General features: G+C 39.6%; 23 protein-coding genes. 19 read left to right on the top strand and 4 right to left on the bottom strand.

Annotated elements, in window-relative coordinates; genetic code table 11:
- Positions 1-49: 49 nt before the first annotated feature.
- Positions 50-403: a helix-turn-helix transcriptional regulator gene (locus tag L6410_RS08980; RefSeq protein WP_001227347.1), complete on the bottom strand. Its 354-nt coding sequence runs from the start codon at positions 401-403 to the stop codon at positions 50-52.
- A gap of 504 nt (positions 404-907) precedes the next feature.
- Between L6410_RS08980 and L6410_RS08975 the strand changes: the two genes are divergently transcribed.
- The 4 genes from L6410_RS08975 to L6410_RS08955 all read left to right on the top strand — a co-directional run bounded on the left by L6410_RS08975 (position 908) and on the right by L6410_RS08955 (position 3,520).
- Positions 908-1,330 carry a sigma-70 family RNA polymerase sigma factor gene (locus L6410_RS08975; protein WP_000804885.1) on the top strand — a complete coding sequence of 141 codons (423 nt, stop codon included), beginning with the start codon at positions 908-910 and terminating at the stop codon, positions 1,328-1,330.
- The gene (locus tag L6410_RS08970) at positions 1,327-1,557 is read left to right on the top strand and encodes a helix-turn-helix domain-containing protein (RefSeq protein WP_000857133.1); all 231 of its coding nucleotides are present in this window, start codon (positions 1,327-1,329) and stop codon (positions 1,555-1,557) included. The genes L6410_RS08975 and L6410_RS08970 overlap by 4 nt, the downstream gene beginning before the upstream one ends.
- Positions 1,558-2,017: 460 nt before the next feature.
- Complete coding sequence (locus L6410_RS08960) at positions 2,018-2,221, top strand: excisionase (protein WP_000814511.1); 204 nt, start codon at positions 2,018-2,020, stop codon at positions 2,219-2,221.
- An 81-nt stretch (positions 2,222-2,302) separates the two neighbouring features.
- On the top strand, positions 2,303-3,520 hold the full coding sequence (locus L6410_RS08955) for a tyrosine-type recombinase/integrase (protein ID WP_001291561.1): 1,218 nt from the start codon (positions 2,303-2,305) through the stop codon (positions 3,518-3,520).
- Positions 3,521-3,697: 177 nt separating this feature from the next.
- Here L6410_RS08955 and L6410_RS08950 read toward each other — a convergent pair whose 3' ends face one another.
- Positions 3,698-5,452: an IS1634 family transposase gene (locus L6410_RS08950; protein WP_172038813.1), complete on the bottom strand. Its 1,755-nt coding sequence runs from the start codon at positions 5,450-5,452 to the stop codon at positions 3,698-3,700.
- Positions 5,453-5,731: 279 nt separating this feature from the next.
- On the opposite strand from L6410_RS08950, the gene mvk reads away from it, so the two are divergent.
- The 7 genes from mvk (at position 5,732) to L6410_RS08915 (ending at position 12,360) form a co-directional block, all read left to right on the top strand.
- The gene (mvk, locus tag L6410_RS08945) at positions 5,732-6,667 is read left to right on the top strand and encodes a mevalonate kinase (RefSeq protein ID WP_237395361.1); all 936 of its coding nucleotides are present in this window, start codon (positions 5,732-5,734) and stop codon (positions 6,665-6,667) included.
- Complete coding sequence (gene mvaD, locus L6410_RS08940; RefSeq protein WP_024403520.1) at positions 6,660-7,715, top strand: diphosphomevalonate decarboxylase; 1,056 nt, start codon at positions 6,660-6,662, stop codon at positions 7,713-7,715. The genes mvk and mvaD overlap by 8 nt, the downstream gene beginning before the upstream one ends.
- Positions 7,687-8,766 (top strand): phosphomevalonate kinase, encoded by a 1,080-nt coding sequence (locus L6410_RS08935; protein ID WP_024403519.1) that lies wholly within the window; start codon positions 7,687-7,689, stop codon positions 8,764-8,766. Before mvaD ends, L6410_RS08935 begins: the two co-directional genes overlap by 29 nt.
- Before the next feature lie 8 nt (positions 8,767-8,774).
- Positions 8,775-9,866 (top strand): type 2 isopentenyl-diphosphate Delta-isomerase, encoded by a 1,092-nt coding sequence (fni, locus tag L6410_RS08930; RefSeq protein WP_172055583.1) that lies wholly within the window; start codon positions 8,775-8,777, stop codon positions 9,864-9,866.
- A 104-nt stretch (positions 9,867-9,970) separates the two neighbouring features.
- Complete coding sequence (locus tag L6410_RS08925) at positions 9,971-10,237, top strand: ACT domain-containing protein (RefSeq protein ID WP_024397024.1); 267 nt, start codon at positions 9,971-9,973, stop codon at positions 10,235-10,237.
- Between the two features lie 16 nt (positions 10,238-10,253).
- Positions 10,254-11,591: a PFL family protein gene (locus L6410_RS08920; RefSeq protein WP_024391417.1), complete on the top strand. Its 1,338-nt coding sequence runs from the start codon at positions 10,254-10,256 to the stop codon at positions 11,589-11,591.
- A 73-nt stretch (positions 11,592-11,664) separates the two neighbouring features.
- Positions 11,665-12,360 carry a histidine phosphatase family protein gene (locus L6410_RS08915; protein ID WP_237395360.1) on the top strand — a complete coding sequence of 232 codons (696 nt, stop codon included), beginning with the start codon at positions 11,665-11,667 and terminating at the stop codon, positions 12,358-12,360.
- 81 nt (positions 12,361-12,441) lie between these two features.
- Here L6410_RS08915 and L6410_RS08910 read toward each other — a convergent pair whose 3' ends face one another.
- Together L6410_RS08910 and L6410_RS08905 are read right to left on the bottom strand one after the other, a co-directional pair.
- On the bottom strand, positions 12,442-13,134 hold the full coding sequence (locus L6410_RS08910; RefSeq protein ID WP_237395359.1) for an ABC transporter permease: 693 nt from the start codon (positions 13,132-13,134) through the stop codon (positions 12,442-12,444).
- Positions 13,118-14,014: an ATP-binding cassette domain-containing protein gene (locus L6410_RS08905; protein ID WP_237395358.1), complete on the bottom strand. Its 897-nt coding sequence runs from the start codon at positions 14,012-14,014 to the stop codon at positions 13,118-13,120. The genes L6410_RS08910 and L6410_RS08905 overlap by 17 nt, the downstream gene beginning before the upstream one ends.
- Positions 14,015-14,111: 97 nt before the next feature.
- Between L6410_RS08905 and L6410_RS08900 the strand changes: the two genes are divergently transcribed.
- The 8 genes from L6410_RS08900 (at position 14,112) to dnaJ (ending at position 22,245) form a co-directional block, all read left to right on the top strand.
- Entirely contained in the window at positions 14,112-14,972 is an 861-nt protein-coding gene (locus tag L6410_RS08900) for an Rgg/GadR/MutR family transcriptional regulator (RefSeq protein ID WP_237395357.1), read from the top strand.
- A gap of 252 nt (positions 14,973-15,224) precedes the next feature.
- The gene (locus L6410_RS08895; protein WP_024397029.1) at positions 15,225-15,488 is read left to right on the top strand and encodes a hypothetical protein; all 264 of its coding nucleotides are present in this window, start codon (positions 15,225-15,227) and stop codon (positions 15,486-15,488) included.
- A gap of 100 nt (positions 15,489-15,588) precedes the next feature.
- Positions 15,589-15,912: a PadR family transcriptional regulator gene (locus L6410_RS08890; RefSeq protein WP_024397030.1), complete on the top strand. Its 324-nt coding sequence runs from the start codon at positions 15,589-15,591 to the stop codon at positions 15,910-15,912.
- Positions 15,902-16,405: a DUF2812 domain-containing protein gene (locus L6410_RS08885; RefSeq protein WP_024397031.1), complete on the top strand. Its 504-nt coding sequence runs from the start codon at positions 15,902-15,904 to the stop codon at positions 16,403-16,405. The genes L6410_RS08890 and L6410_RS08885 overlap by 11 nt, the downstream gene beginning before the upstream one ends.
- Before the next feature lie 262 nt (positions 16,406-16,667).
- Positions 16,668-17,702: a heat-inducible transcriptional repressor HrcA gene (gene hrcA, locus L6410_RS08880; RefSeq protein ID WP_160863720.1), complete on the top strand. Its 1,035-nt coding sequence runs from the start codon at positions 16,668-16,670 to the stop codon at positions 17,700-17,702.
- Positions 17,703-17,850: 148 nt separating this feature from the next.
- Entirely contained in the window at positions 17,851-18,363 is a 513-nt protein-coding gene (grpE, locus tag L6410_RS08875) for a nucleotide exchange factor GrpE (RefSeq protein ID WP_024397033.1), read from the top strand.
- A gap of 252 nt (positions 18,364-18,615) precedes the next feature.
- Complete coding sequence (dnaK, locus tag L6410_RS08870) at positions 18,616-20,439, top strand: molecular chaperone DnaK (RefSeq protein WP_002943084.1); 1,824 nt, start codon at positions 18,616-18,618, stop codon at positions 20,437-20,439.
- Positions 20,440-21,108: 669 nt separating this feature from the next.
- Positions 21,109-22,245: a molecular chaperone DnaJ gene (gene dnaJ, locus L6410_RS08865; RefSeq protein ID WP_172016887.1), complete on the top strand. Its 1,137-nt coding sequence runs from the start codon at positions 21,109-21,111 to the stop codon at positions 22,243-22,245.
- Positions 22,246-22,273 lie beyond the last annotated feature (28 nt).

Raw genomic sequence — 22,273 nt, 5'->3', positions numbered from 1 at the left:
ATACAATCTCATTTTATCGGCTCTTTCCGTTATGTATGGATTCTTTTAATTAGTCTTCGATGTTTCTTGCTTCGTTGATACCGCTGGCTAAAGATTCCATTAAGGATAGTTCTTTGTCTGTAAAGCTATCCATGTATTTCTCTATCTGTAATCGTCGGGTGCTTTTTACCAAGTTATTAGCAGGTAAGAAAAATTCATCAACGGAAACATGAAGTAACGATACAAGGTCATAAAGAACTTGTATGCTGGGGTGTTGCCCTTTATTTTCAATATTAGTTAAGTACCGTGGGTCAATTTCAATCAATGCTCCCACTTGTTCACGAGTTAAACCTCGTTTCAATCGAGCTTCTTTAATGGCTAAACCAAAGGCTCTAAAATCATATTTATCTTCTTTTTTACGCATAGTAGACCACCTCTATACATTTTATTGTTCCTACTGAATTAAAAACAGGTATAGAAAAACGTGTTATATGGTTTATAGGTTTATATTTAATAAAAAGCACTACTAAACGCCAATAAAAAAAACCGTTATATGGTAGTGCTATTTACGCTGTTAAAATATTGTATATTACTTCCAAATGGCGGTTTGTTGGAGGTCAACGTCGCCATGAAGTACATCATATACAATAAATTTCCTTACATTGGGTTCTTGTCAAAAAAAGTCGTCTATCTGCAATAGATAAGTACGTCCACCAATGTGGTTTTATAAATCATATAGATAGAATAACAGAAGCATGTAAACAGAGAAATAAATCTGTTTATATGCTTTTTTGGCTATTCAGAACTTTTTTACAAAGTTTATTTATCAGTAATGCAACAAATCCCCCTTTCACATTGGGACTAAGAGTGAAAGGAGATAAACGAGCAAGGCTCACTTCCTTTCCTAGACAGAAAGGGGGTGAGAAACATGAAACCATCTTCTTTTCAGACCACAATAGAAAATCAGTTTGACTATATCTGTAAACGTGCTATGGAAGACGAGCGAAAGAATTATATGCTTTATCTTTCAAGGATTGCAAAGCGTGAGGTGTCCTTTTCGGATGTTGGCGATTATCTTGTTAGCCAGTTTGCGACAACAGATAACTATTCAACTGACTTTCAGATTTTTACACTCAATGGGTTATCAGTAGGCGTTGAAAATGATTTGTTGAGTGAAGCATTACGTGAGTTGCCAGACAAGAAACGTGAAATTCTACTGCTGTTTTACTTTATGGACATGAGCGATTCAGAAATTGCAGACCTGTTGAAATTGAACCGTTCTACTGTCTATCGGCATAGAACCAGTGGACTAGCCTTAATTAAAAAGTTTATGGAGGAATTTGAAGAATGAAAACACAATATCCTATGATTCCCTTTCCTCTCATTGTAAAGGCAACAGATGGCGATACCGAAGCGATTAACCAGATTCTACATCATTACAGAGGGTACATAACGAAGCGTTCCCTACGACTTATGAAAGATGAATATGGCAATCAAAGTATGGTCGTTGATGAAGTCTTACGTGGAAGAATGGAAACCAGACTGATTACAAAGATTTTGTCATTTGAAATTAAGTAATATCCTCTCTCCTTTCGTGGAAGCGTGCTAAACCATTCCACGCTTCCCGAACAGGGAGGTTTGTTATTCCACCAAAGCATATTGAGCTTTCAATGTGTTTTGATAGGCTAACGAGCCATTGTTCTTTGAAAACTGAATAAAAGTAATCGAATACGTTTCGATAAGAAAAGAGCCAACGGAACTAACCGCCATGACCTATCTTATAAAGATAGCGAGCGATTCATGTTAGTGATCCGAGAAGCAATCTTTAGCAGGATTGCCTGCAACGACATTCTTATCGTGATAATGATACTCCCATACAGTCAATAGTCCGAGCGTGATAAAACCGTCGCAGGCAATGAGTATGGCTACATGAGAACCATGCAGGGGTGGAACTCCCGTGAGCTTTGCTAAAGCTGTTCGATTGCTGGTAAAACAACTTTTATGAAATCCAAATAAGTGATTTGGAAAGGAGGATTTTATGAAGCAGACTGACATTCCTATTTGGGAACGTTATACCCTAACCATTGAAGAAGCGTCAAAATATTTTCGTATTGGCGAAAACAAGCTACGACGCTTGGCAGAGGAAAATAAAAATGCAAATTGGCTGATTATGAATGGCAATCGTATTCAGATTAAACGAAAACAATTTGAAAAAATTATAGATACATTGGACGCAATCTAGCGTCGCCAAAGGGTCTTGTATATGATAAAATAGTATTAAGTCGTATCAAGGCTCTTTCCATAAAGGAAAGGAGCAAATGCCATGTCAGAAAAAAGACGTGACAATAAAGGTCGAATCTTAAAGACTGGAGAGAGCCAACGAAAAGACGGAAGATACTTATACAAATATATAGATTCATTTGGAGAACCGCAATTTGTTTACTCGTGGAAACTTGTGGCTACAGACCGAGTACCAGCAGGAAAGCGTGATTGTATCTCACTTAGAGAGAAAATCGCAGAGTTACAGAAAGACATTCATGATGGTATTGATGTTGTAGGAAAGAAAATGACACTCTGCCAGCTTTACGCAAAACAGAACGCTCAAAGACCAAAGGTTAGAAAAAACACTGAAACTGGACGCAAATATCTTATGGATATTTTGAAGAAAGACAAGTTAGGTGTAAGAAGTATTGACAGTATTAAGCCATCAGACGCTAAAGAATGGGCTATTAGAATGAGTGAAAATGGTTATGCTTATCAAACCATCAATAACTACAAACGTTCTTTAAAGGCTTCATTCTATATTGCTATACAAGATGATTGTGTTCGGAAGAATCCATTTGACTTTCAACTGAAAGCAGTTCTTGATGATGATACTGTCCCTAAGACCGTACTAACAGAAGAACAGGAAGAAAAACTGTTAGCCTTTGCAAAAGCTGATAAAACCTACAGCAAAAATTATGATGAAATTCTGATACTCTTAAAAACAGGTCTTCGTATTTCAGAGTTTGGTGGTTTGACACTTCCAGATTTAGATTTTGAGAATCGTCTTGTCAATATAGACCATCAGCTATTGAGAGATACTGAAATTGGGTACTACATTGAAACACCAAAGACCAAAAGTGGCGAACGTCAAGTTCCTATGGTTGAAGAAGCCTATCAAGCATTTAAGCGAGTGTTAGCGAATCGAAAGAATGATAAGCGTGTTGAGATTGATGGATATAGTGATTTCCTCTTTCTTAATAGAAAGAACTATCCAAAAGTGGCAAGTGATTACAACGGCATGATGAAAGGTCTTGTTAAGAAATACAATAAGTATAACGAGGATAAATTGCCACACATCACTCCACATAGTTTGCGACATACATTCTGTACCAACTATGCAAATGCAGGAATGAATCCAAAGGCATTACAGTACATTATGGGACATGCTAATATAGCCATGACGCTGAACTATTACGCACATGCAACATTCGATTCTGCAATGGCAGAAATGAAACGCTTGAATAAAGAGAAGCAACAGGAGCGTCTTGTTGCTTAGTAGTACAAATGAATTTACTACTTATTTACCACTTCTGACAGCTAAGACATGAGGAAATATGCAAAGAAACGTGAAGTATCTTCCTACAGTAAAAATACTCGAAAGCACATAGAATAAGGCTTTACGAGCATTTAAGAAAATATAAAAAGATAATTAGAAATTTATACTTTGTTTCTCCTAAAAATGCGTACTTTTTCTCGATTTTGACGCTTGTAAAATTTTTTTCATCTTTTTTTCGCTAATAATTTGATAATCACTTCTGAAACCAAATGTCTGATGCAATTCATCAGTAATAGCGGTCCGAGTATAGTTTGGTAGGTAACCAAAACCAGGAAGGTACCTAAAGGTGTATGACCGTAAGGTTTCAATGAGTTCAGTACATGTGAATTGCTTCTGCACTGCCAGCTCTAAGTAGCGATAGATTATAAGAGCAAGGAAGCAAGTTGTGAAGTGAGCAGAAATGCGATCTTCTCGACTTAAATAAACCGGTCTAGCTTTCAATTCATGTTTCATAATACGGAAACATTCTTCAATCTCCCATCGTCTCTGATTAATGGACACAATGGTCTCAATGGAATCGTCTAAGTTTGTCGTCACCGCATAAATTCCATCAAATCTTGCTTCAGAAAGAACACGTTCCTCGTCCAACTCAATAAACGTTTTCTCAGCTATTTCCCCATCCCTTGTTGTCTCTGTTACTTTGAGGAAACGCTTAGGATCTGTAGATTGTTTCTTCTTGTAGTCAGCTGGTTTTCCAATCCATTTTGAAGCACGTTGAATCTGGCGTTCGCGTATGTTTCTTTGGTAATCTCTGTATTTAGCTGAGAAAGTTACAATCAGTCTCTGATCTTCTAGCCCATCTTGTGGTAAAGGACATTCTTTGTAAAAGACTTGTCTATAGAGAAGGTCTGGGTTGCTCTCGTCTAGTGCAGAAATATCATAGAATGTATCAGATTTATCCCCCATCAACCGCCAACCTGTAGAAGATGTTGCCCAGTCTTTGTCTTCTTTCTTTAACTTTTTGACAGATTGAGTTGTGACAAAAGCTCTCCCGCTGATATTATTGTAGCGCTTATTACCAATAGAAGAAAGTCCAGCATCTGTACAGACCACAAATTGAGCTTTTTCAAAATCCTTGATAATCTTCTTCTCTAAAGGTTTCATGGTCGTCTGTTCATTCGTATTACCAGGTGTTATGGAGAAAGCTAATGGAATTCCTTGAGAGTCCATAAACAGCCCCATTTGAACAATTGGATTCGGCCGATGTTCCTTCGAATAACCGTATTGTCTCAGTTGTCCCTCTTCATCTTCTTCCTCAATTTCGAAATAGAAATTTGTACAGTCGTAATAGAGGACATCAGTTTTGCGAGAGGAAAGAGCAGCTGAGTTTTTATAGAGTTGTTCTTGAATAAAGTCAGTTTCTTTGGCAATGATTTCTAATCCTCGGTAGAGGTGCTGGAGTTCCAGAGTTTTAGGTTCTAGGAGAGTTTGTGAAAAATGAGCGGTAGACCGTTTAGAGGATGGGAATAGGATTCTGCCGTAGAGGAGACGAGACAGAATGGTATCTAAGTGAAAACTAAAGTGATACCTCTTCTGAATATCTTGACAGATTTTATCCAATCCCAACTGGTAATAGATATTCTGTAGAAATAAATATCCCCCATGATATTCATTTCGTTGATTTTGTTTCAACTGTTTATTCTCATGTAGTTTGACTAATATTTCTTGTTTATCTTCTTTATCGAGTTCGGTTAACTCTCTAGCCCGCAATTTTGCCCATTCCATAGGTTCCATTTCGGGATGTAGCTGTTGAAGAGTTTCATGATTGCCAAGATTTTCAACAATGGTGGAAGTTCTTTTATTTCCAACTTTAATATCTTTGATAATGGCGTAATTGATTGTGTTTTTAGATACTGATTTTTTAACTCTCATAGATTCGCACCTCACTCTATTATACCACTGTACGAGAAAGTACGCAAGAAATATGTACAAAAATTTGACAAAAAAATAGCGCTATATCAACGATTAGAGCACTTTTGCGTCATTCAAACTGTCAAATTCCCGAGCTATACTATCTTCAAGCTAGAAATAGCAAACAACTTCTTTTTCATATAATCTCCTAGAAAGCAGTCGGCAATGGTCGGCTGTTTTCGTATCTTCAATTCTTTTGTAAAAATGGTATAATAGAACTGATTGTATAAGGAGAATAAAATGTCGGCAATAGGAAAAGCATCTGGGAAAATTATATTGATGGGCGAGCATTCAGTGGTTTATGGGCAGCCAGCGATTGCGATGCCTTTTTCTGCTGTAGAAATTATTGCCAAAGTAACAGCTCAGGGAGAGGCTCTAAGTGTCGACTGTAATTTTTATAAGGGCCTTGTCCATAAGATGCCCAAAATATGGGAAAGCCTCAAACATGCTATACGATTTTCACTATATCGTATCGGAGCGCCAACAGATCCGGCCATTCACATTAAAATTAGCTCGACTATTCCTGCTGAAAGAGGAATGGGTTCAAGTGCAGCGGTGGCAGTTGCTGTAGCACGGGCTCTATTTGCGCATTATGAAAAAATATTGACCGATAAGGAGTTGTGGGAAATTGTTCAATCCTCGGAAAAAATAGCTCATGGAAATCCGTCGGGAATAGACGCAGCAACCACAAGTGGTAAGTCACCTGTCTTTTTTATTAAAAATCAGCCTATAGAGCCACTAGAACTCAAACTCAGTGCCTATCTAGTAGTGGCAGATACTGGTGTGACAGGAAATACCTTAGAAGCTATTTCAGATGTCGCGGATTTGTTGGAGAAAAAGCCAGAGGCGATGAAGTTTGTTGAGGAACTCGGAAGCTTAGCGAAACTGGCTAAAGAAGATTTAGCAACTGACCAAGCAGAGCTTCTAGGAAGTAAAATGAATCAAGCTCATGTTCTTCTGCAAGAATTAGGTGTATCTGATCCCAGTCTTGATCAACTAGTACGCATTTCTCAAGATTCCGGAGCACTCGGGGCTAAATTAACTGGTGGTGGTCGAGGAGGTTGCATGATTGCATTGGCAAAAAATGCAGAAGACGCTCAAAAAATAGCTCAAACATTAGAGCGATCTGGTGCTCGCCAGACATGGATACAATATTTAGGAGAAATCAATGACTAAAAAAATAGGAATTGCCCGCGCCCATACAAATATCGCTTTGATTAAATACTGGGGGAAACGAGATAAGGAGCTATTTTTACCTATGAACTCCAGTTTGTCCTTGACACTGGATGCTTTTTATACGGATACAAAAGTTGTTTTTGACTCAGAATTGACAGGTGATGAATTTTATCTCAATGGAAATGTACAAAATGAAAAAGAAATTTTAAAAATTTCTCGTTTTTTGGATTTATTTCGCGAATATATAGGTGAAGGGAATTTTGCTCGAGTTGAAAGTCTAAATTTTGTTCCTACTGCTGCTGGTTTGGCAAGTTCTGCATCGGCCTTTGCGGCTCTGGCACTTGCAACGTCAACTGCTTTACATCTCGATTTGTCACCAGCTCAGCTTTCAACCTTTGCAAGGAGAGGGTCTGGGTCAAGCACACGTAGCCTATTTGGTGGCTTTGTCGAGTGGGATATGGGTACTGAATCTGAAGATTCCATGGCTCGCCCAATTGATGATGCTGACTGGGATATTGCCATGATTGTCTTGGCTGTAAATACCGGACCTAAAAAAATTGCAAGTCGAGAAGGAATGGACCATACAGTTGCTACTTCGCCTTTTTATTCCGCTTGGGTGGAGACCGCCCAATCAGATTTGGCAGATATCAAAGTGGCCATTGCTAATCGTGATTTTGAGACACTTGGTCAAATTACAGAACACAATGGTATGAAAATGCATGCAACAACCCTTTCCGCGAATCCCCCTTTTACCTATTGGACGGCAGATAGTTTGCTTGCTCAAGAGGCTGTTCGTCAGGTTCGTGAAAAGACTGGTTTGTCAGCATATATGACGATGGATGCTGGACCAAATGTTAAAGTTCTCTGCCGTGAAAGTGAGATGGATGAATTTGTCAATGAACTATCTCAGATTTTTCCAAGAGAAAAAATCATTACCAGTAAGCCAGGTCCTGCTGCCTATATTTTAAGCGAGGAAGAGTGGCACGCATCACAAAAAAATTTTGAAAAGAGTTTAGAACATGAAGGTAGTGACCAAGGTTCCAGGTAAATTGTTTTTGGCTGGAGAATATGCGGTGGTTGAGTCAGGAAACCCAGCAGTGATAGCAGCAGTTGACCGTTATTTAACGGTTAGTATTGAGTCAGCTGAAAGTGGAATGATTCACTCTACCCAGCAGTCTGATATGTTTTTAATATGGCACCGCACAAATGAACAGATTCTTGTTTCGGAAGAAAATCCTTATCAGATTGTTTCGACAGCTTTACAAGTATCAGAAGAATTCCTGCGTGAACAAGGCATATCATGTCAGGGCTACTACAGTGTAACGATTCAATCAGAATTGGATGACCAAGATTCTGGGACTAAATATGGTCTAGGTTCATCAGGTGCTGTAACGGTTGCGACTGTTGAAGCCATACTGCTCTATTATGGTTACGAATTGGATCCTTTATTGGTTTTCAAATTGTCTGTTTTGACTCAGGCAAGATTGAATATGACGGGCTCGCATGGAGATTTGGCGGCGTCTAGTTTTCGCGGACTTGTCGCTTACTATTCTCTTGATAAATCCTGGTTATCGGAGCAGATGTCTGTGCAAGGTTTGAGTAATCTTCTTGCAAGTGATTGGAAAGATTTGCAGATTAAGCAGATTGGGTTGCCAGCACCATTGGAATTACTAGTTGGTTGGACAGGATCTGCTGCCTCGACAACGCACCTAGTATCGCATATGGAGAGCAAAAAAACGCAGCAGTCTAAGGAAGAAATTCATTCCCAGTTTTTGAATGATTCTAAAGTATGTGTAGAGCAGTTGGTATGGGCTTGCCAAAATAAAGATATACCTTGTATAAAACAGGCCGTTACTCGCAATCGCTATTTATTGCGAAAATTTTCGGAAGATATGGGTCTGACCATTGAAACTCCTTTGTTGACGGAACTTTGTGATAGTGCAGAAGCAAATGGTGCCGTAGCAAAGTCATCAGGAGCGGGAGGTGGCGACTGTGGTATTTGTTTAGTTGACAGCCAAGAGCAAAAAGAAGCTATCCAAATTATTTGGGAGCAGGCAGGAATTTTTCCACTTCCCTTAACGATTGCAGAAAGAAATTAGGAGAGAATATGATCTATCAACGAATTGAAGGATTAAACCGTAAAGATCAGCATGTTGCATTAGCTGATTTGCAATATAATGATGCATCTGCAGCGGATTTTGCCCAAACACGTTTTGTTCACCATTCATTACCTGAAATGGCGATTGAGGATGTTTCAATAAAGACACAGGTAGCAGGCTTAGAGTTTGACAGACCATTTTTTATCAATGCCATGACAGGCGGGAGTGAAAAAACAGGTCAAATCAATCAATTGCTGGGAATTATTGGACATGTCAGTAAAATCGCAATTGCTTCTGGGTCAGTGAGTGCAGCGATTAAGGATCCAAGTGTAGCAAAGACATTTTCGGTTTTGCGTCGTGAAAACCCACATGGTATTATCTTTGCAAATTTAGGTGCTCACCATGATGTTGAAAGTGCTAAACGCGCAATTGATCTCTTAGAAGCAAATGCTATTCAAATTCATATCAATGCTCCTCAAGAAGTAATTATGCCAGAAGGTGATCGCGATTTTTCAATGTGGTTGAAGAATATTGAGTCGCTTGTAAGAGGCTTAGAGGTTCCTGTTATTGTTAAAGAAGTTGGCTTCGGTATGAGTCGTGAAACCATAGCGCAATTGAAGTCAGTCGGAGTCGAAACAGTTGACATCTCTGGTACAGGTGGGACAAACTTTGCTAAGATTGAGAATGCGCGCCGCATTTTTCATGAGTTTACATATTTGGAAGGATGGGGTCAGTCTACGGTTGAATCGTTGATAGAAGCAGCTAGTCTTCCAATCGAACAGCGTCCAGCAATTATAGCGTCTGGAGGAATAAAAAATCCATTTGATATTGTGAAATCACTTGCCTTGGGAGCTGATTTAGTCGGATTATCTAACCGTATCTTACAATATGTAAAAGATGGTAAAATGGACCAAATGGAGAAGGCTTTTTATGATTTGTCGGTTATGAACGGTGAAATTCGTGATATTATGACTCTCCTAGGTGCAAAAGATATTGCATCGTTGAGGAAGACAGATCTTATCTTGCCTGCATCTGTACAACATTGGTGTCAAGCACGTGGTATTGACTGGCAGTTGTACGGTCAACGTTCTAAAAAATAGATGAATGTTAGCAAAGGACGGATATTCTGTCCTTTTTTTTAACATTTCTTTCGATTTTATGAGATTTGTGGTAGAATAATAAAAAATTATATCGAGGTAAACAAATGAAAGCAATTATTACAGTTGTTGGTAAAGACAAATCGGGTATTGTAGCTGGTGTAGCAGGAAAAGTTGCAGAATTAGGACTGAATATTGATGATATTTCTCAAACCGTTTTAGACCAGTATTTCACTATGATGGCCTTGGTATCTGCCGAAGAAAAGAAGGACTTTACGAAGCTTCGTGCAGAATTGGAAGCTTACGGTGAGGCTTTAAACGTTAAAATCAATATTCAAAGTGCAGCAATTTTTGATGCGATGCACAATCTATAAGGAGAGTAATTTTTATATGGATATTAGACAGGTAACTGAAACGATTGCCATGATCGAGGAACAGCACTTCGATATTCGGACGATTACTATGGGAATTTCTCTTTTAGATTGTATTGATCCTGACATTGAAAAAGCTGCTGAGAAAGTTTATTCTAAAATTGTGACCAAGGCAAAAAATTTGGTTTCGGTTGGGGATGAAATAGCAGCAGAATTAGGGATTCCTATTGTCAATAAACGTGTGTCTGTAACGCCGATTGCCTTAATTGGTGCGGCGACTGATGCGACCGATTATCTCCCATTGGCTCATGCTTTGGACAAGGCAGCTAATGAAATCGGAATTGACTTTATCGGAGGTTTTTCAGCTCTTGTTCAAAAAGGCTATCAAAAAGGTGATGAAATTCTGATCAACTCCATTCCACAAGCCTTAGCACAGACTTCAAAGGTTTGTTCATCGGTTAATATCGGTTCGACAAAGTCCGGTATCAACATGACTGCTGTGAGAGATATGGGAAGAATTATCAAGGAAACAGCTGAAGCTTCTGAGATGGGTGCTGCTAAGTTGGTGGTTTTTGCGAATGCGGTTGAAGATAATCCATTTATGGCTGGCGCTTTCCATGGTGTTGGTGAGGCAGATGTCGTTATTAATGTGGGTGTTTCTGGGCCAGGTGTAGTAAAGCGTGCTCTGGAAAAAGTCCGCGGGGAGAGCTTTGATGTAGTAGCTGAAACAGTGAAGAAAACAGCCTTTAAAATAACTCGTATCGGTCAGCTAGTGGGCAATATGGCGAGCGAACGTTTGGGGGTCAAATTTGGTATCGTTGACCTCTCACTTGCTCCAACACCTGCTGTCGGGGACTCTGTTGCGCGTGTCTTGGAGGAAATGGGATTGGAAACCGTTGGCACACATGGAACAACAGCTGCACTTGCTTTACTAAATGATGCGGTGAAAAAAGGTGGCGTTATGGCTTGTAACCAAGTAGGTGGTTTATCAGGCGCATTCATTCCTGTATCTGAAGATGAAGGGATGATTGCAGCGGTACAAAGTGGATCGCTCAATCTTGAAAAATTAGAAGCTATGACTGCGATTTGTTCTGTCGGTTTGGACATGATTGCCATTCCAGAAACGACTCCAGCCGAAACCATTGCTGCAATGATTGCAGATGAGGCAGCCATTGGGGTAATTAATCAAAAAACAACAGCAGTCCGTATTATTCCATTGGGTAAGGAAGGTGACATGATCGAATTTGGAGGTCTTCTAGGAACAGCTCCTGTTATGAAAGTCAACCAAGCATCTTCTGTTGATTTTATCAACCGAGGTGGTCAGATTCCTGCGCCAATTCATAGTTTTAAGAATTAAAAAACGTAGACCGATTGCCCAAGCAGTCGGTTTTTTGTTATACTATATAGTAAGAAATGACAAGGAGAATACTATGGCAGACGTAAGATTATACATTTCCCGTCATGGAAAAACGATGTTTAATACAATTGGTCGGGTACAAGGTTGGTGTGATACGCCTCTTACCAAAAAGGGAGAAGAAGGTATTCGTGAGTTAGGCCTTGGACTGAAAGATGCCGGAGTTGATTTCAAATTAGCTGTGTCAAGCGACTTAGGACGAACAGTTCAAACGATGACCATTGCTTTGCGGGAATTGGAAAAATTAGGGAAAATTCCATATTATCAGGACAAACGCATCCGTGAATGGTGTTTTGGTAGTTTTGAGGGTATGTATGATGCTGAACTATTTCAAGGAGTTCTTCCTCGCTTGAAAGGAACTGTGGATACGAATGGAATGTCATTTGCAGAAATAGCGACAGGGATTCAAGAAGCAGACACAGCTGGTTGGTCTGAATCATGGGAAGTGCTCAGCAATCGTATTTTGACAGGTTTTGAATCGATTGCTCTAGACTTGGAAAAGCAAGGTGGGGGCAATGCCTTGGTTGTTAGTCATGGTATGACGATAGCCACACTCGCTCATCTACTCGACCCTGAGAGGGGGGCAAATGTTGTGTTGGATAATGGCTCAATTACAGTTCTCAAGTATGAGAATGGATCATTCACCATTGAATCATTTGGGGACATGTCCTATCGCCAGCGAGGAGCAGAATTAATAGCTCAAGGGAAATAAATGTGAAATGAAAACATGTATGTCATACGTTTTTTCGGATGTGTGACATACCTGTTTTTTATATATGAAATCTAAGTTACATCATTTTAACTCTTTCCTGCTGAAGATAAAGTAACTCAGATAGAGATATAGTATAGTAGCCATAAAGCTAACACCCATGGATAGCCGTGTAATATGTTCTCCTTGTTGAAGCGAAAAAAATAGAAAATAATCTGTTGGTAATTTCATATGGAGTAGGTTACTAGTAATGAGGTTCGTGATATTGTCAAAAAGAAGGCTAATTAAACTAAAGGCAAGATAGGCTTGATTGACCTTATTGGACTTGACAAATATCAGGATGGATAACAGAGAGATACAGATAAATAAAGGTGTTTGAACAATGAAACTGTGTATTATCACTGCAACATCAACAGGATCACCTAGAAGTAAGCCAACACTGCTACTCAATAAATAGGCTAGAAGGATATAAGCGAGATCTAGGACAAGGGTTGCTAAGACTTTATAGAAAAATACTCCTTTTCTTGTTTGTTGCTTGATAATAATATGATTGATGGTACGGTAAGTAAAATCTTCTCCAAAGAATAGGTTGGCTGGAACGATAAAAAATAGTGTGATAAATTGAGAAAGCAATTGAATCAGAGAGCTAGTGAAGTCTTCGTTGCCATGCAGCAAAAAAGCGGATAAAAAGGACAGTAAAGCCAAGACTCCCAATGAAACCGTTAATCTCTGTTCTTTTTGAATCTTAAATAAATCAGCTTTAAAGTAATGTATCATGCTCTTCTCCTTCTTGAAGCAATGTCAGATAATAATCTTCAAATGACATTTGTTGTTTAAAAATTTCGTTGACCTCAATCTCATGGTTTATCAAGAGATGAATGAGGCTCATAACATTCGTATCTGATGACAGACTGATATAATCCTTATCTATTTTGTAAGCGATGCCCTGCTCTTCAAGGATAGTAAATGTCTTAGGATGGTTGTTCGTTTGTAGATAGAGCTGTTCTTCTAGGGTTTGTTCAAGCTCTTGCTTTGAGAATTCTTTGACGATAAGGCCCTTATGCATAATAATGTATCGATCAACCACCATCTCAAGCTCTGATAGGATATGACTGGAGATAAGGATGGTCATCCCATACTGATTTCGAAGATTTAAAATAATACTTCTCATCTCTTTGATTCCAACAGGGTCAAGACCATTAATCGGTTCGTCTAGGATTAAAAAATCAGGGTCATCTAGGATAGCTAAGGCAATGGCTAAACGTTGACGCATTCCCAGTGAAAAATCTTTGGATTTTTTCTTAGGATCCACATCCTCTAAACCAACAATTGCTAATGTCTCTAATATTTTTTCATCAGCTTGCTTGAGATTTAATTGCAGAGCCATATAACGAAGATTATCGATTGCAGATAAATTGGGTTGTAGAGCAGGGGATTCAATTAAAGCTCCAATACGACAATCTTTTGAACTAGTAATGGTACCTGAAGTTTGGGAAATGAGGCCCGATATCATTCGGAGAAGCGTTGTTTTCCCAGCACCATTTTCACCGACTAAGCCACAGATTTCTCCTTTATTAATCGTTAAAGAAACCTGCTGAACGGCCTTTTGTTTTCCATATTGCTTTGATAATTGTTGGGTAGATAAGAGAGATGCCATAACTACCTGCCTTTCTATAAAAAATGATAAATCTATGATATACTAGATTCAAAAGTTAGCGAATTTCGTTACATAAATGTAACGCGTGGAGAATATAATGGGAACTTACGGAAAAATTTTTAAAATCATTCGTGAATCAAAAAATATGTCTCTAAAAGAAGTGGCAGGGGATTTCGTGACACCTGCTCAGTTATCACGCTTTGAAAATGGAAAGAGCAATCTTTCTGTAGATACATTTTTTTATTGCTTGAGACGGATGAATGTGGTAGAGGGCGAATTTTCTACCCTCTACCAGTCCTACTTTCAGATAGATAATTTGTTTTCATCAGAGGAATTTGTCCGTGCAGTTTATAGTCATAATGCTCAGTATATGGATGATAGAATTTTGTACCATCAAGCAGAGTATGATAGGGATGGACGTCCGTTTGATAGGGTGATGGTTGCGGCCTTTCATATTTTTAAGCAACAATGGTGCGATCCTGATTATGATGTTTCTGAGGATGAAAAAGCAATTCTATCAGACTACTTAATGTCCATAGATGATTGGGGGAAATTTGAACTCTGGATTTTCGGAAATTGTAGCAGAGGTCTTCCTAGCAAGATGTTGGAAGTTCTGGGAATGGAAGTTCTCAATCGAACAAAGTTTTATATGGATATCACAGAAAACAGAGATAATGTCTATAAGGTACTCATCAATATTTCGAGCAGTTTGTTAGATAGGGGAGAGGAGATTGCTGCGATTCGCTTTCTCAAAATTCTTGACTCTGTCAATATCATGGAAAAGAATATGCGGGATCGCTTGCTGCTTAAGCTTCTAAAAGCACGCTTGTCCTACATGAATGGAAATGATGGTGGCCTAGAAATAATGAAGGAATGCCTGCATATTGCCAAATTTTTAGATTGCTATGATTTAATCCACCAGATCAATAAGGAAATTGAGAAAGTTACAGATATGTAATGAATTTTAAGTGGCTCGTCATTTCCTGTAAGATAATACTTGTAAGTTTTACAACTTTACAAAACAATGTTTAGAAACTGTATTCACAAGAAAAGTGCTTTTAGAGAAGAGATGGTTTTTCGCTAATCAAGGCAGTTTTTTGAGGGAATACTAACTGTATTTTGAAAAAACGAGCGGTGAGTAGCTGAAAAACTAGCCTAGTTAGAAGTGCTGAACTGTGAATACAGGTTCTTAATTATCTTGGAGGAAATAATGATGAAGAAATTACTTGTTTTAGGTGCTCTTGCAATGCTAGGTTTTGTAACTTTTGGGCTTCTAACAACTAATAGCAGTTCAGCAAGTGCTGAAACGGAGGGCAAGGTAGTTCTGTTTGGAAAAGTCGATTTTTCAGACGATGAAGAACAAGACACGGATGAGGAAAGGGAAGAAGTAGCGACGGAGAGCGATGATGCTAGCTGGCTTGAAAACTTTATTACGACACATAAAACACCATTTTCTAAAATAATCAAGAAATGAAATCAGGGAGTTTTCTCTGATTTTTTTCTTGACAAGTGCATCGAGGTGCGATATAATAAATACATCGAAGTTCGATGTATCGTAGTGCGAAAGGAGTTTTATGAACGATAAGTTAAAACGCATCTATGTTCCCATGACAGAGACAGCCTTTTATATTCTCTTTCATTTACAGGAAGAACGGCATGGCTATGATATTACCCAGAAGACCAAGGAAGTCACGGCAGGTCAGGTTGTGATTAGCCCTGGGACCATGTACGGCGCCCTGTCGAAAATGGAGAAAGATGGATTGATTGCCTTTGTCAGAGAAGAAGACAAGCGAAAGTTTTACCAAATAACAGAAACAGGTCGAGAAATTTTAGACATAGAATTGGCTCGAATTGAACGGCTCTATCGAAATAGTAAGGGGGAAAGTTATGGAGACTAAGACAGAGTGTAAAGTATTTTTTATCACGGATTTCAATCAGCAGGCGCAGTATCTGACTGAAATGCATCGGAAAGGGTGGAGGCTAACTAAAATTCGTTGGAACTTCTTTTATCATTTTGAAAAATGTGAGCCAGAAGATGTCGCCTACCAAGTTGATTTTAAAGAAAGAAAAAACAAGGATAGAGAATCCTATCTACGCATGTACGAGGACTATGGTTGGGAATTTGTCACATCATGCCAAAGCTTCGTTATTTTTAGGAAGGCAGCTGTAAAGGGAGATCTTGAGATATACGGTGATAGGGAAAGCAAGCTGGTATTTGTTAAAACAATCATCCAAAGACGCTTTCTACTATCCTTAGGACTTTATTTCATTTTGATAGGGATGAATCTGAATGAGCATAATGATGTATTTACGCTTGTTCTTTCCGCTATCTATATCCCTCTCGTGCTGTTGATTGGATACCGTTTTTATCGACTTGTAAAAAACAACTAGGTCCTCAGACTGATTTTTAGCACTCTAAGCAAAAGAGTGCTAATTTTTTGTCTTTTTCTCTTGACAATCTATTTTTTCAGCGTATAATGAGAGTATATAGCTTAGCACTCGTTACAAGAGAGTGCTAACGCTCTTCGAAAGTCAACACTATCCGTTGTCTGCTTGCCTTTGTGAACCTCAGTTCTACATTCGGCTTCGCTTCCTAGGCTACTGTCGATTTTCATTGATCGTAACTAAAACAGTGTTCATGAAAGGAGCGAAGATGATTACCCAACGTCAAAATGACATTTTAAACTTGATTGTTGAATTGTTTACGCGCTATCATGAGCCCGTTGGTTCTAAAGCTCTGCAGGAGATGATTTCTTCTAGCTCAGCAACGATTCGAAATGATATGGCTAAGTTAGAGCAATTAGGCCTTTTGGAAAAAGCACACACGTCTAGTGGACGGATACCGAGTCGAGCTGGTTTTCAATATTTTGTAAATCATTCACTGAATTTAGAGTATATTGATGAGGAAGATGTCTATCAGGTAGTTAAGGCTTTCGATTTTGAAGCTTTTAAACTAGAAGATATATTGGAGCGGGCCAGTCAGGTTTTAGCAGATTTGACAGAATACACATCAGTTATTTTAGATGTGGAGCCGACCAGTCAACAGTTGACTTCCTTTGATATAGTACAGCTAAGTAATCACGATGCTTTGGCAGTTTTGACACTAGATCAGTCCAAGCCAGTCACTGTCCAATTTGCGATTCCGAAGAACTTTTTATCAAGGGATTTGGAAGTACTAAAACGCCTAGTTGATGAACGATTTGTTGGACAGACAGTTCTGTCTATTCACTATAAATTGCGGACGGAAATACCTCAAGTGGTACAGCGATACTTTACTACAACGGACAATGTCTTAGATTTGATGGATTACATTTTTTCAAACTTATTTCAAGAAACAGTCTTTATTAGTGGCAAAGTTGCTTCGCTAACTTATGGAAATCTTGCTACCTACCAATTATTGGATAGCCCACAACTTCTGGCGCCAGAACTACGACAAGGATTGGCACCGAATCAGCAGTCCAGCATTGTGATAGCCGAGCACAGAGATCCAGCTCTTGCAGACATAACGGTGATTCATCATCGCTTTCCTATCCCCTATCGGGGTATGGCTCAGATGAGTTTGCTTGGTCCTGTTGACATGGACTATCGTAGGCAGATGAGCCTAATCAACATCATCAGCCGCGTCCTATTTATGAAATTAACTGATTACTACAGATATTTGAGTAGTAATCATTATGAAGTTAATTAAGATGTGACGGCGTGAAGGAAACGATTGAAAAATAGGAGATTGACACGGTGTCATCAGACACAAGAAAATCTATCTTTTTCTCAGTTTCTAGCCCGAACTCGGTTTATTATTTGTTAAAGTAATAATAGAAAGTGAAGAGGTAAACAACTTGTCAGAAGAAATCAAAAATGAAGAAATTGTTGAGGAGGTGGAAACAACAGAAGAAGTTGTCGAAGCTCCTGAAAAATCAGAATTGGACTTGGCAAACGAGCGTGCAGAGGAATTTGAAAACAAGTACCTCCGTGCCCATGCTGAAATGCAAAACATCCAACGTCGTGCCAACGAGGAACGCCAAACCATTCAACGTTACCGTTCGCAAGATTTAGCTAAGAAAATCTTGCCAAGTTTGGATAACTTGGAACGCGCGCTTCAAGTCGAAGGATTGACTGATGATGTCAAAAAAGGCTTGGAAATGGTGCAGGAAAGCTTGATTCAAGCCCTTAAAGAAGAAGGGGTGGAAGAAGTCGCTACAGATGTCTTTGACCCAAATCTTCACATGGCCATTCAAACAGTCCCAGCTACAGACGACTGCCCAGCAGAACGCATCGCACAAGTCTTCCAAAAAGGCTACAAGTTGCATGAACGTCTGTTGAGACCGGCTATGGTGGTGGTGTCAGAATAACTTAGTTTTCCAGTTTATCTTTAATTACTTCGACGGCAGAGGAAACTCCGTTTCCTTATTTCCAACTTCAAATAAAAGAGATTATTTGAACTCGCCTTGCCGTACTCCAGTACTGTCTTCGGCTCGTTGCCTAGTACTAAAAGCAAACTGAAACACTAAGGTCGCTCTGCTATTTTCCAAAATAATAAAAAACTTGACCGAAAAGTCGTTAAACTACTTGAAAAGAAAGTAAATTAAAAAGAGGTAAAACATATGTCTAAAATTATCGGTATTGACTTAGGTACAACAAACTCAGCAGTTGCAGTTCTTGAAGGAACTGAATCAAAAATCATCGCAAACCCAGAAGGAAACCGCACAACTCCGTCTGTTGTGTCTTTCAAAAATGGTGAAATCATCGTTGGTGATGCGGCAAAACGCCAAGCGGTAACCAACCCAGATACCATCATCTCTATCAAATCAAAAATGGGAACTTCTGAAAAAGTTTCAGCAAACGGCAAAGAATACACACCACAAGAAATTTCAGCTATGATCCTTCAATATTTGAAAGGCTACGCTGAAGAATACCTTGGTGAAAAAGTAACTAAAGCCGTTATCACTGTTCCAGCTTACTTCAACGATGCTCAACGTCAAGCAACAAAAGACGCTGGTAAAATCGCTGGTCTTGAAGTAGAACGTATCGTCAACGAACCAACTGCAGCAGCCCTTGCTTATGGTTTGGATAAGACTGACAAAGACGAGAAAATCTTGGTATTCGACCTTGGTGGTGGTACATTCGACGTGTCTATCCTTGAACTCGGTGACGGTGTCTTTGACGTACTTGCTACAGCAGGTGATAACAAACTTGGCGGTGATGATTTCGACCAAAAGATTATCGACCACATGGTAGCAGAATTCAAGAAAGAAAATGGCATCGACTTGTCAGCTGACAAAATGGCTCTTCAACGTTTGAAAGATGCGGCTGAAAAAGCTAAGAAAGACCTTTCAGGTGTAACATCAACTCAAATCAGCTTGCCGTTCATCACTGCAGGTGCAGCTGGTCCGCTTCACTTGGAAATGACATTGACTCGTGCGAAATTTGATGAATTGACTTATGACCTTGTAGAACGTACAAAAGTTCCTGTTCGTCAAGCCCTTTCAGATGCAGGCCTTAGCTTGTCAGAAATTGACGAAGTAATCCTTGTCGGTGGTTCAACTCGTATCCCAGCTGTTGTAGAAGCTGTTAAAGCTGAAACAGGTAAAGAGCCAAACAAATCAGTAAACCCTGACGAAGTCGTTGCTATGGGTGCGGCTATCCAAGGTGGTGTTATTACTGGTGATGTGAAAGACGTTGTCCTTCTTGACGTAACACCATTATCACTTGGTATTGAAACAATGGGTGGCGTATTTACAAAACTCATCGACCGTAATACAACTATCCCAACTTCTAAATCACAAGTCTTCTCAACTGCTGCAGACAACCAGCCAGCTGTTGACATCCACGTACTTCAAGGTGAGCGTCCTATGGCAGCGGACAACAAGACTCTTGGTCGCTTCCAATTGACTGACATCCCTGCAGCACCTCGTGGTATTCCACAAATCGAAGTAACATTTGATATCGACAAGAACGGTATCGTTTCTGTAAAAGCTAAAGACCTTGGTACACAAAAAGAACAAACCATCGTTATCCAGTCTAACTCAGGTTTGACAGATGAAGAAATCGACCGCATGATGAAAGATGCAGAAGCAAACGCTGAAGCAGATAAGAAACGTAAGGAAGAAGTGGATCTTCGTAACGATGTTGACCAAGCAATCTTTGCGACTGAGAAAACTCTTAAAGAAACTGAAGGCAAAGGCTTTGACGCAGAACGCGACCAAGCCCAAGCAGCTCTTGATGAGTTGAAAGCAGCTCAAGAAGCTAACAACTTGGACGACATGAAGGCTAAACTTGAAAACCTCAACGAAAAAGCTCAAGCTCTTGCAGTGAAACTCTACGAGCAAGCTGCAGCAGCACAACAAGCAGCCGCAGGCCAAGAAGGTGCCCAAACAGCTAATAACGCAGGCGATGATGTCGTAGACGGCGAGTTTACTGAAAAATAAGATGTGAGAGCGTTAAAAGAACGACAGAAAAATAGGAACTTGACGCTGAATGCTTGCATTCAAGGAAAGTTATCTTTTTTCCGAAGTTCTTAGCTCGAACTCAATTCTCATCTTCTCGAGAATGGAAATTCGGAAGTGAGGACACCAAAACTGTTGGCTACTAAAAGTAGCTCATCAGTTAACGGTTACCGCTACTGCGGCTAAGGTTCTTAGCTCGAACTCAGTTCTCATTTTCTAGAAAATAGAAATCATTCGTCAATAAAATTTCCGATCACAGAGGTTGCAACCCAGCCTCTGTTTTTGGGTAAATAGCCTTCTAACTTTTACAGAATTGAATACGTCTACGACTCTGTGAAAAAGTCAAAAAGTCTGGGGATAGACTTTTTGAGAAATACCTGTCGCTTATTGTTTTTGTATGACAGGGCTGAAAGTGTCCACTGGGCACTTTCACTCCCTATTTTCACTTGGTCTAAGTTTTATAAAAAGGAAAGTGTTCGTAATCGAACACGGGCTACTTTCAACATTTCAAAGAAAGGAATACAAGTTCGTTTATTCGAACACAGGCTAAAAACCTAGTGAAAAAGATAAACTTCCTAGTATGTTTTACACACTGCGTCATCAGTTTCCTATTTTCATACGGTTTTCTTAACGCCTTTTGTATCATAAATTATGAATAATACTGAATTTTACGATCGTCTGGGGGTTTCTAAGGATGCTTCTCAGGACGAGATAAAAAAAGCATATCGGAAGCTTTCAAAAAAATACCATCCAGACATTAATAAGGATCCGGGTGCGGAGGATAAATATAAGGAAGTTCAAGAGGCTTATGAAACTTTGAGCGATCCTCAAAAACGGGCTGCCTATGATCAATATGGTCCTGCAGGAGCCAATGGTGGCTTCGGTGGTGGAGCAGGTGGTTTTGGTGGATTTGATGGAGCTGGTTTCGGCGGTTTTGAAGATATCTTCTCAAGCTTCTTTGGTGGAGGCGGTGCAAGCCGTAATCCTAATGCACCTCGTCAAGGGGATGATTTGCAGTATGCAGTCAACTTGAAATTTGAAGAAGCGATTTTTGGTGTGGAACGAGAAGTTTCCTACAATCGTGAAGCAACCTGCCGGACCTGTTCAGGTTCTGGTGCAAAACCAGGAACTAGTCCAGTAACCTGTGGTCGCTGTCATGGTTCTGGTGTCATTAATGTGGATACACAAACACCTCTTGGAACCATGCGTCGCCAAATGACTTGTGATGTCTGTCACGGTCGTGGGAAACAAATCAAAGACCCATGTACAACTTGTCATGGTACTGGTCATGAAAAACAAGCTCATACAGTAACAGTTAAAGTCCCTGCGGGTGTTGAATCAGGTCAACGTATTCGCTTAGCAGGTCAAGGGGAAGCTGGTTTTAATGGCGGTCCTTATGGAGATCTTTATGTCGTTATCCAGGTTCAAGCCTCAGACAAGTTTGAGCGTGAGGGAACAACGATTCACTATAAATTGAATCTGAACTTTGTTCAGGCAGCTTTAGGTGACACTGTTCATGTACCAACTGTTCACGGTGATGTGGACATGGTTATTCCAGAAGGTACCCAGACTGGTAAAACATTCCGTCTAAAAGGAAAAGGTGCGCCTAGCATTCGTGGTGGAGCGATGGGCGATCAGTATGTTACTGTCAATGTTGTGACTCCGACAGGATTAAACGATCGTCAAAAAGCTGCTCTAAAAGAATTCGCTACAGCTGGGAATATTGATGTAAAACCACAGAAAAAAGGCTTCTTTGATAAAGTAAAAGATGCATTTGATGACTTATAATTGGAAAAATCAGTAAGGAATACTTGCT

This window comes from Streptococcus parasuis, assembly GCF_021654455.1.
Lineage (GTDB): Bacteria > Bacillota > Bacilli > Lactobacillales > Streptococcaceae > Streptococcus > Streptococcus parasuis.
The sequence above is the reverse complement of the archived record's forward strand: the minus strand, read 5'-3'. Positions and strand labels throughout refer to the sequence as shown.

What these genes read in the sequence shown, in the direction of transcription:
- L6410_RS08950 (WP_172038813.1), bottom strand. Translation starts at nt 5,452, where the DNA reads ATGAGAGTTAAAAAATCAGTATCTAAAAACACAATCAATTACGCCATT.
- L6410_RS08895 (WP_024397029.1), top strand. Translation starts at nt 15,225, where the DNA reads ATGATGAAGAAATTACTTGTTTTAGGTGCTCTTGCAATGCTAGGTTTT.
- hrcA (WP_160863720.1), top strand. Translation starts at nt 16,668, where the DNA reads ATGATTACCCAACGTCAAAATGACATTTTAAACTTGATTGTTGAATTG.
- L6410_RS08885 (WP_024397031.1), top strand. Translation starts at nt 15,902, where the DNA reads ATGGAGACTAAGACAGAGTGTAAAGTATTTTTTATCACGGATTTCAAT.
- fni (WP_172055583.1), top strand. Translation starts at nt 8,775, where the DNA reads ATGATCTATCAACGAATTGAAGGATTAAACCGTAAAGATCAGCATGTT.
- L6410_RS08960 (WP_000814511.1), top strand. Translation starts at nt 2,018, where the DNA reads ATGAAGCAGACTGACATTCCTATTTGGGAACGTTATACCCTAACCATT.
- dnaJ (WP_172016887.1), top strand. Translation starts at nt 21,109, where the DNA reads ATGAATAATACTGAATTTTACGATCGTCTGGGGGTTTCTAAGGATGCT.
- L6410_RS08925 (WP_024397024.1), top strand. Translation starts at nt 9,971, where the DNA reads ATGAAAGCAATTATTACAGTTGTTGGTAAAGACAAATCGGGTATTGTA.
- L6410_RS08900 (WP_237395357.1), top strand. Translation starts at nt 14,112, where the DNA reads ATGGGAACTTACGGAAAAATTTTTAAAATCATTCGTGAATCAAAAAAT.
- L6410_RS08910 (WP_237395359.1), bottom strand. Translation starts at nt 13,134, where the DNA reads ATGATACATTACTTTAAAGCTGATTTATTTAAGATTCAAAAAGAACAG.
- dnaK (WP_002943084.1), top strand. Translation starts at nt 18,616, where the DNA reads ATGTCTAAAATTATCGGTATTGACTTAGGTACAACAAACTCAGCAGTT.
- L6410_RS08915 (WP_237395360.1), top strand. Translation starts at nt 11,665, where the DNA reads ATGGCAGACGTAAGATTATACATTTCCCGTCATGGAAAAACGATGTTT.
- L6410_RS08920 (WP_024391417.1), top strand. Translation starts at nt 10,254, where the DNA reads ATGGATATTAGACAGGTAACTGAAACGATTGCCATGATCGAGGAACAG.
- L6410_RS08935 (WP_024403519.1), top strand. Translation starts at nt 7,687, where the DNA reads ATGAAGGTAGTGACCAAGGTTCCAGGTAAATTGTTTTTGGCTGGAGAA.
- mvk (WP_237395361.1), top strand. Translation starts at nt 5,732, where the DNA reads ATGTCGGCAATAGGAAAAGCATCTGGGAAAATTATATTGATGGGCGAG.
- mvaD (WP_024403520.1), top strand. Translation starts at nt 6,660, where the DNA reads ATGACTAAAAAAATAGGAATTGCCCGCGCCCATACAAATATCGCTTTG.
- L6410_RS08970 (WP_000857133.1), top strand. Translation starts at nt 1,327, where the DNA reads ATGAAAACACAATATCCTATGATTCCCTTTCCTCTCATTGTAAAGGCA.
- L6410_RS08980 (WP_001227347.1), bottom strand. Translation starts at nt 403, where the DNA reads ATGCGTAAAAAAGAAGATAAATATGATTTTAGAGCCTTTGGTTTAGCC.
- L6410_RS08975 (WP_000804885.1), top strand. Translation starts at nt 908, where the DNA reads ATGAAACCATCTTCTTTTCAGACCACAATAGAAAATCAGTTTGACTAT.
- L6410_RS08905 (WP_237395358.1), bottom strand. Translation starts at nt 14,014, where the DNA reads ATGGCATCTCTCTTATCTACCCAACAATTATCAAAGCAATATGGAAAA.
- L6410_RS08955 (WP_001291561.1), top strand. Translation starts at nt 2,303, where the DNA reads ATGTCAGAAAAAAGACGTGACAATAAAGGTCGAATCTTAAAGACTGGA.
- L6410_RS08890 (WP_024397030.1), top strand. Translation starts at nt 15,589, where the DNA reads ATGAACGATAAGTTAAAACGCATCTATGTTCCCATGACAGAGACAGCC.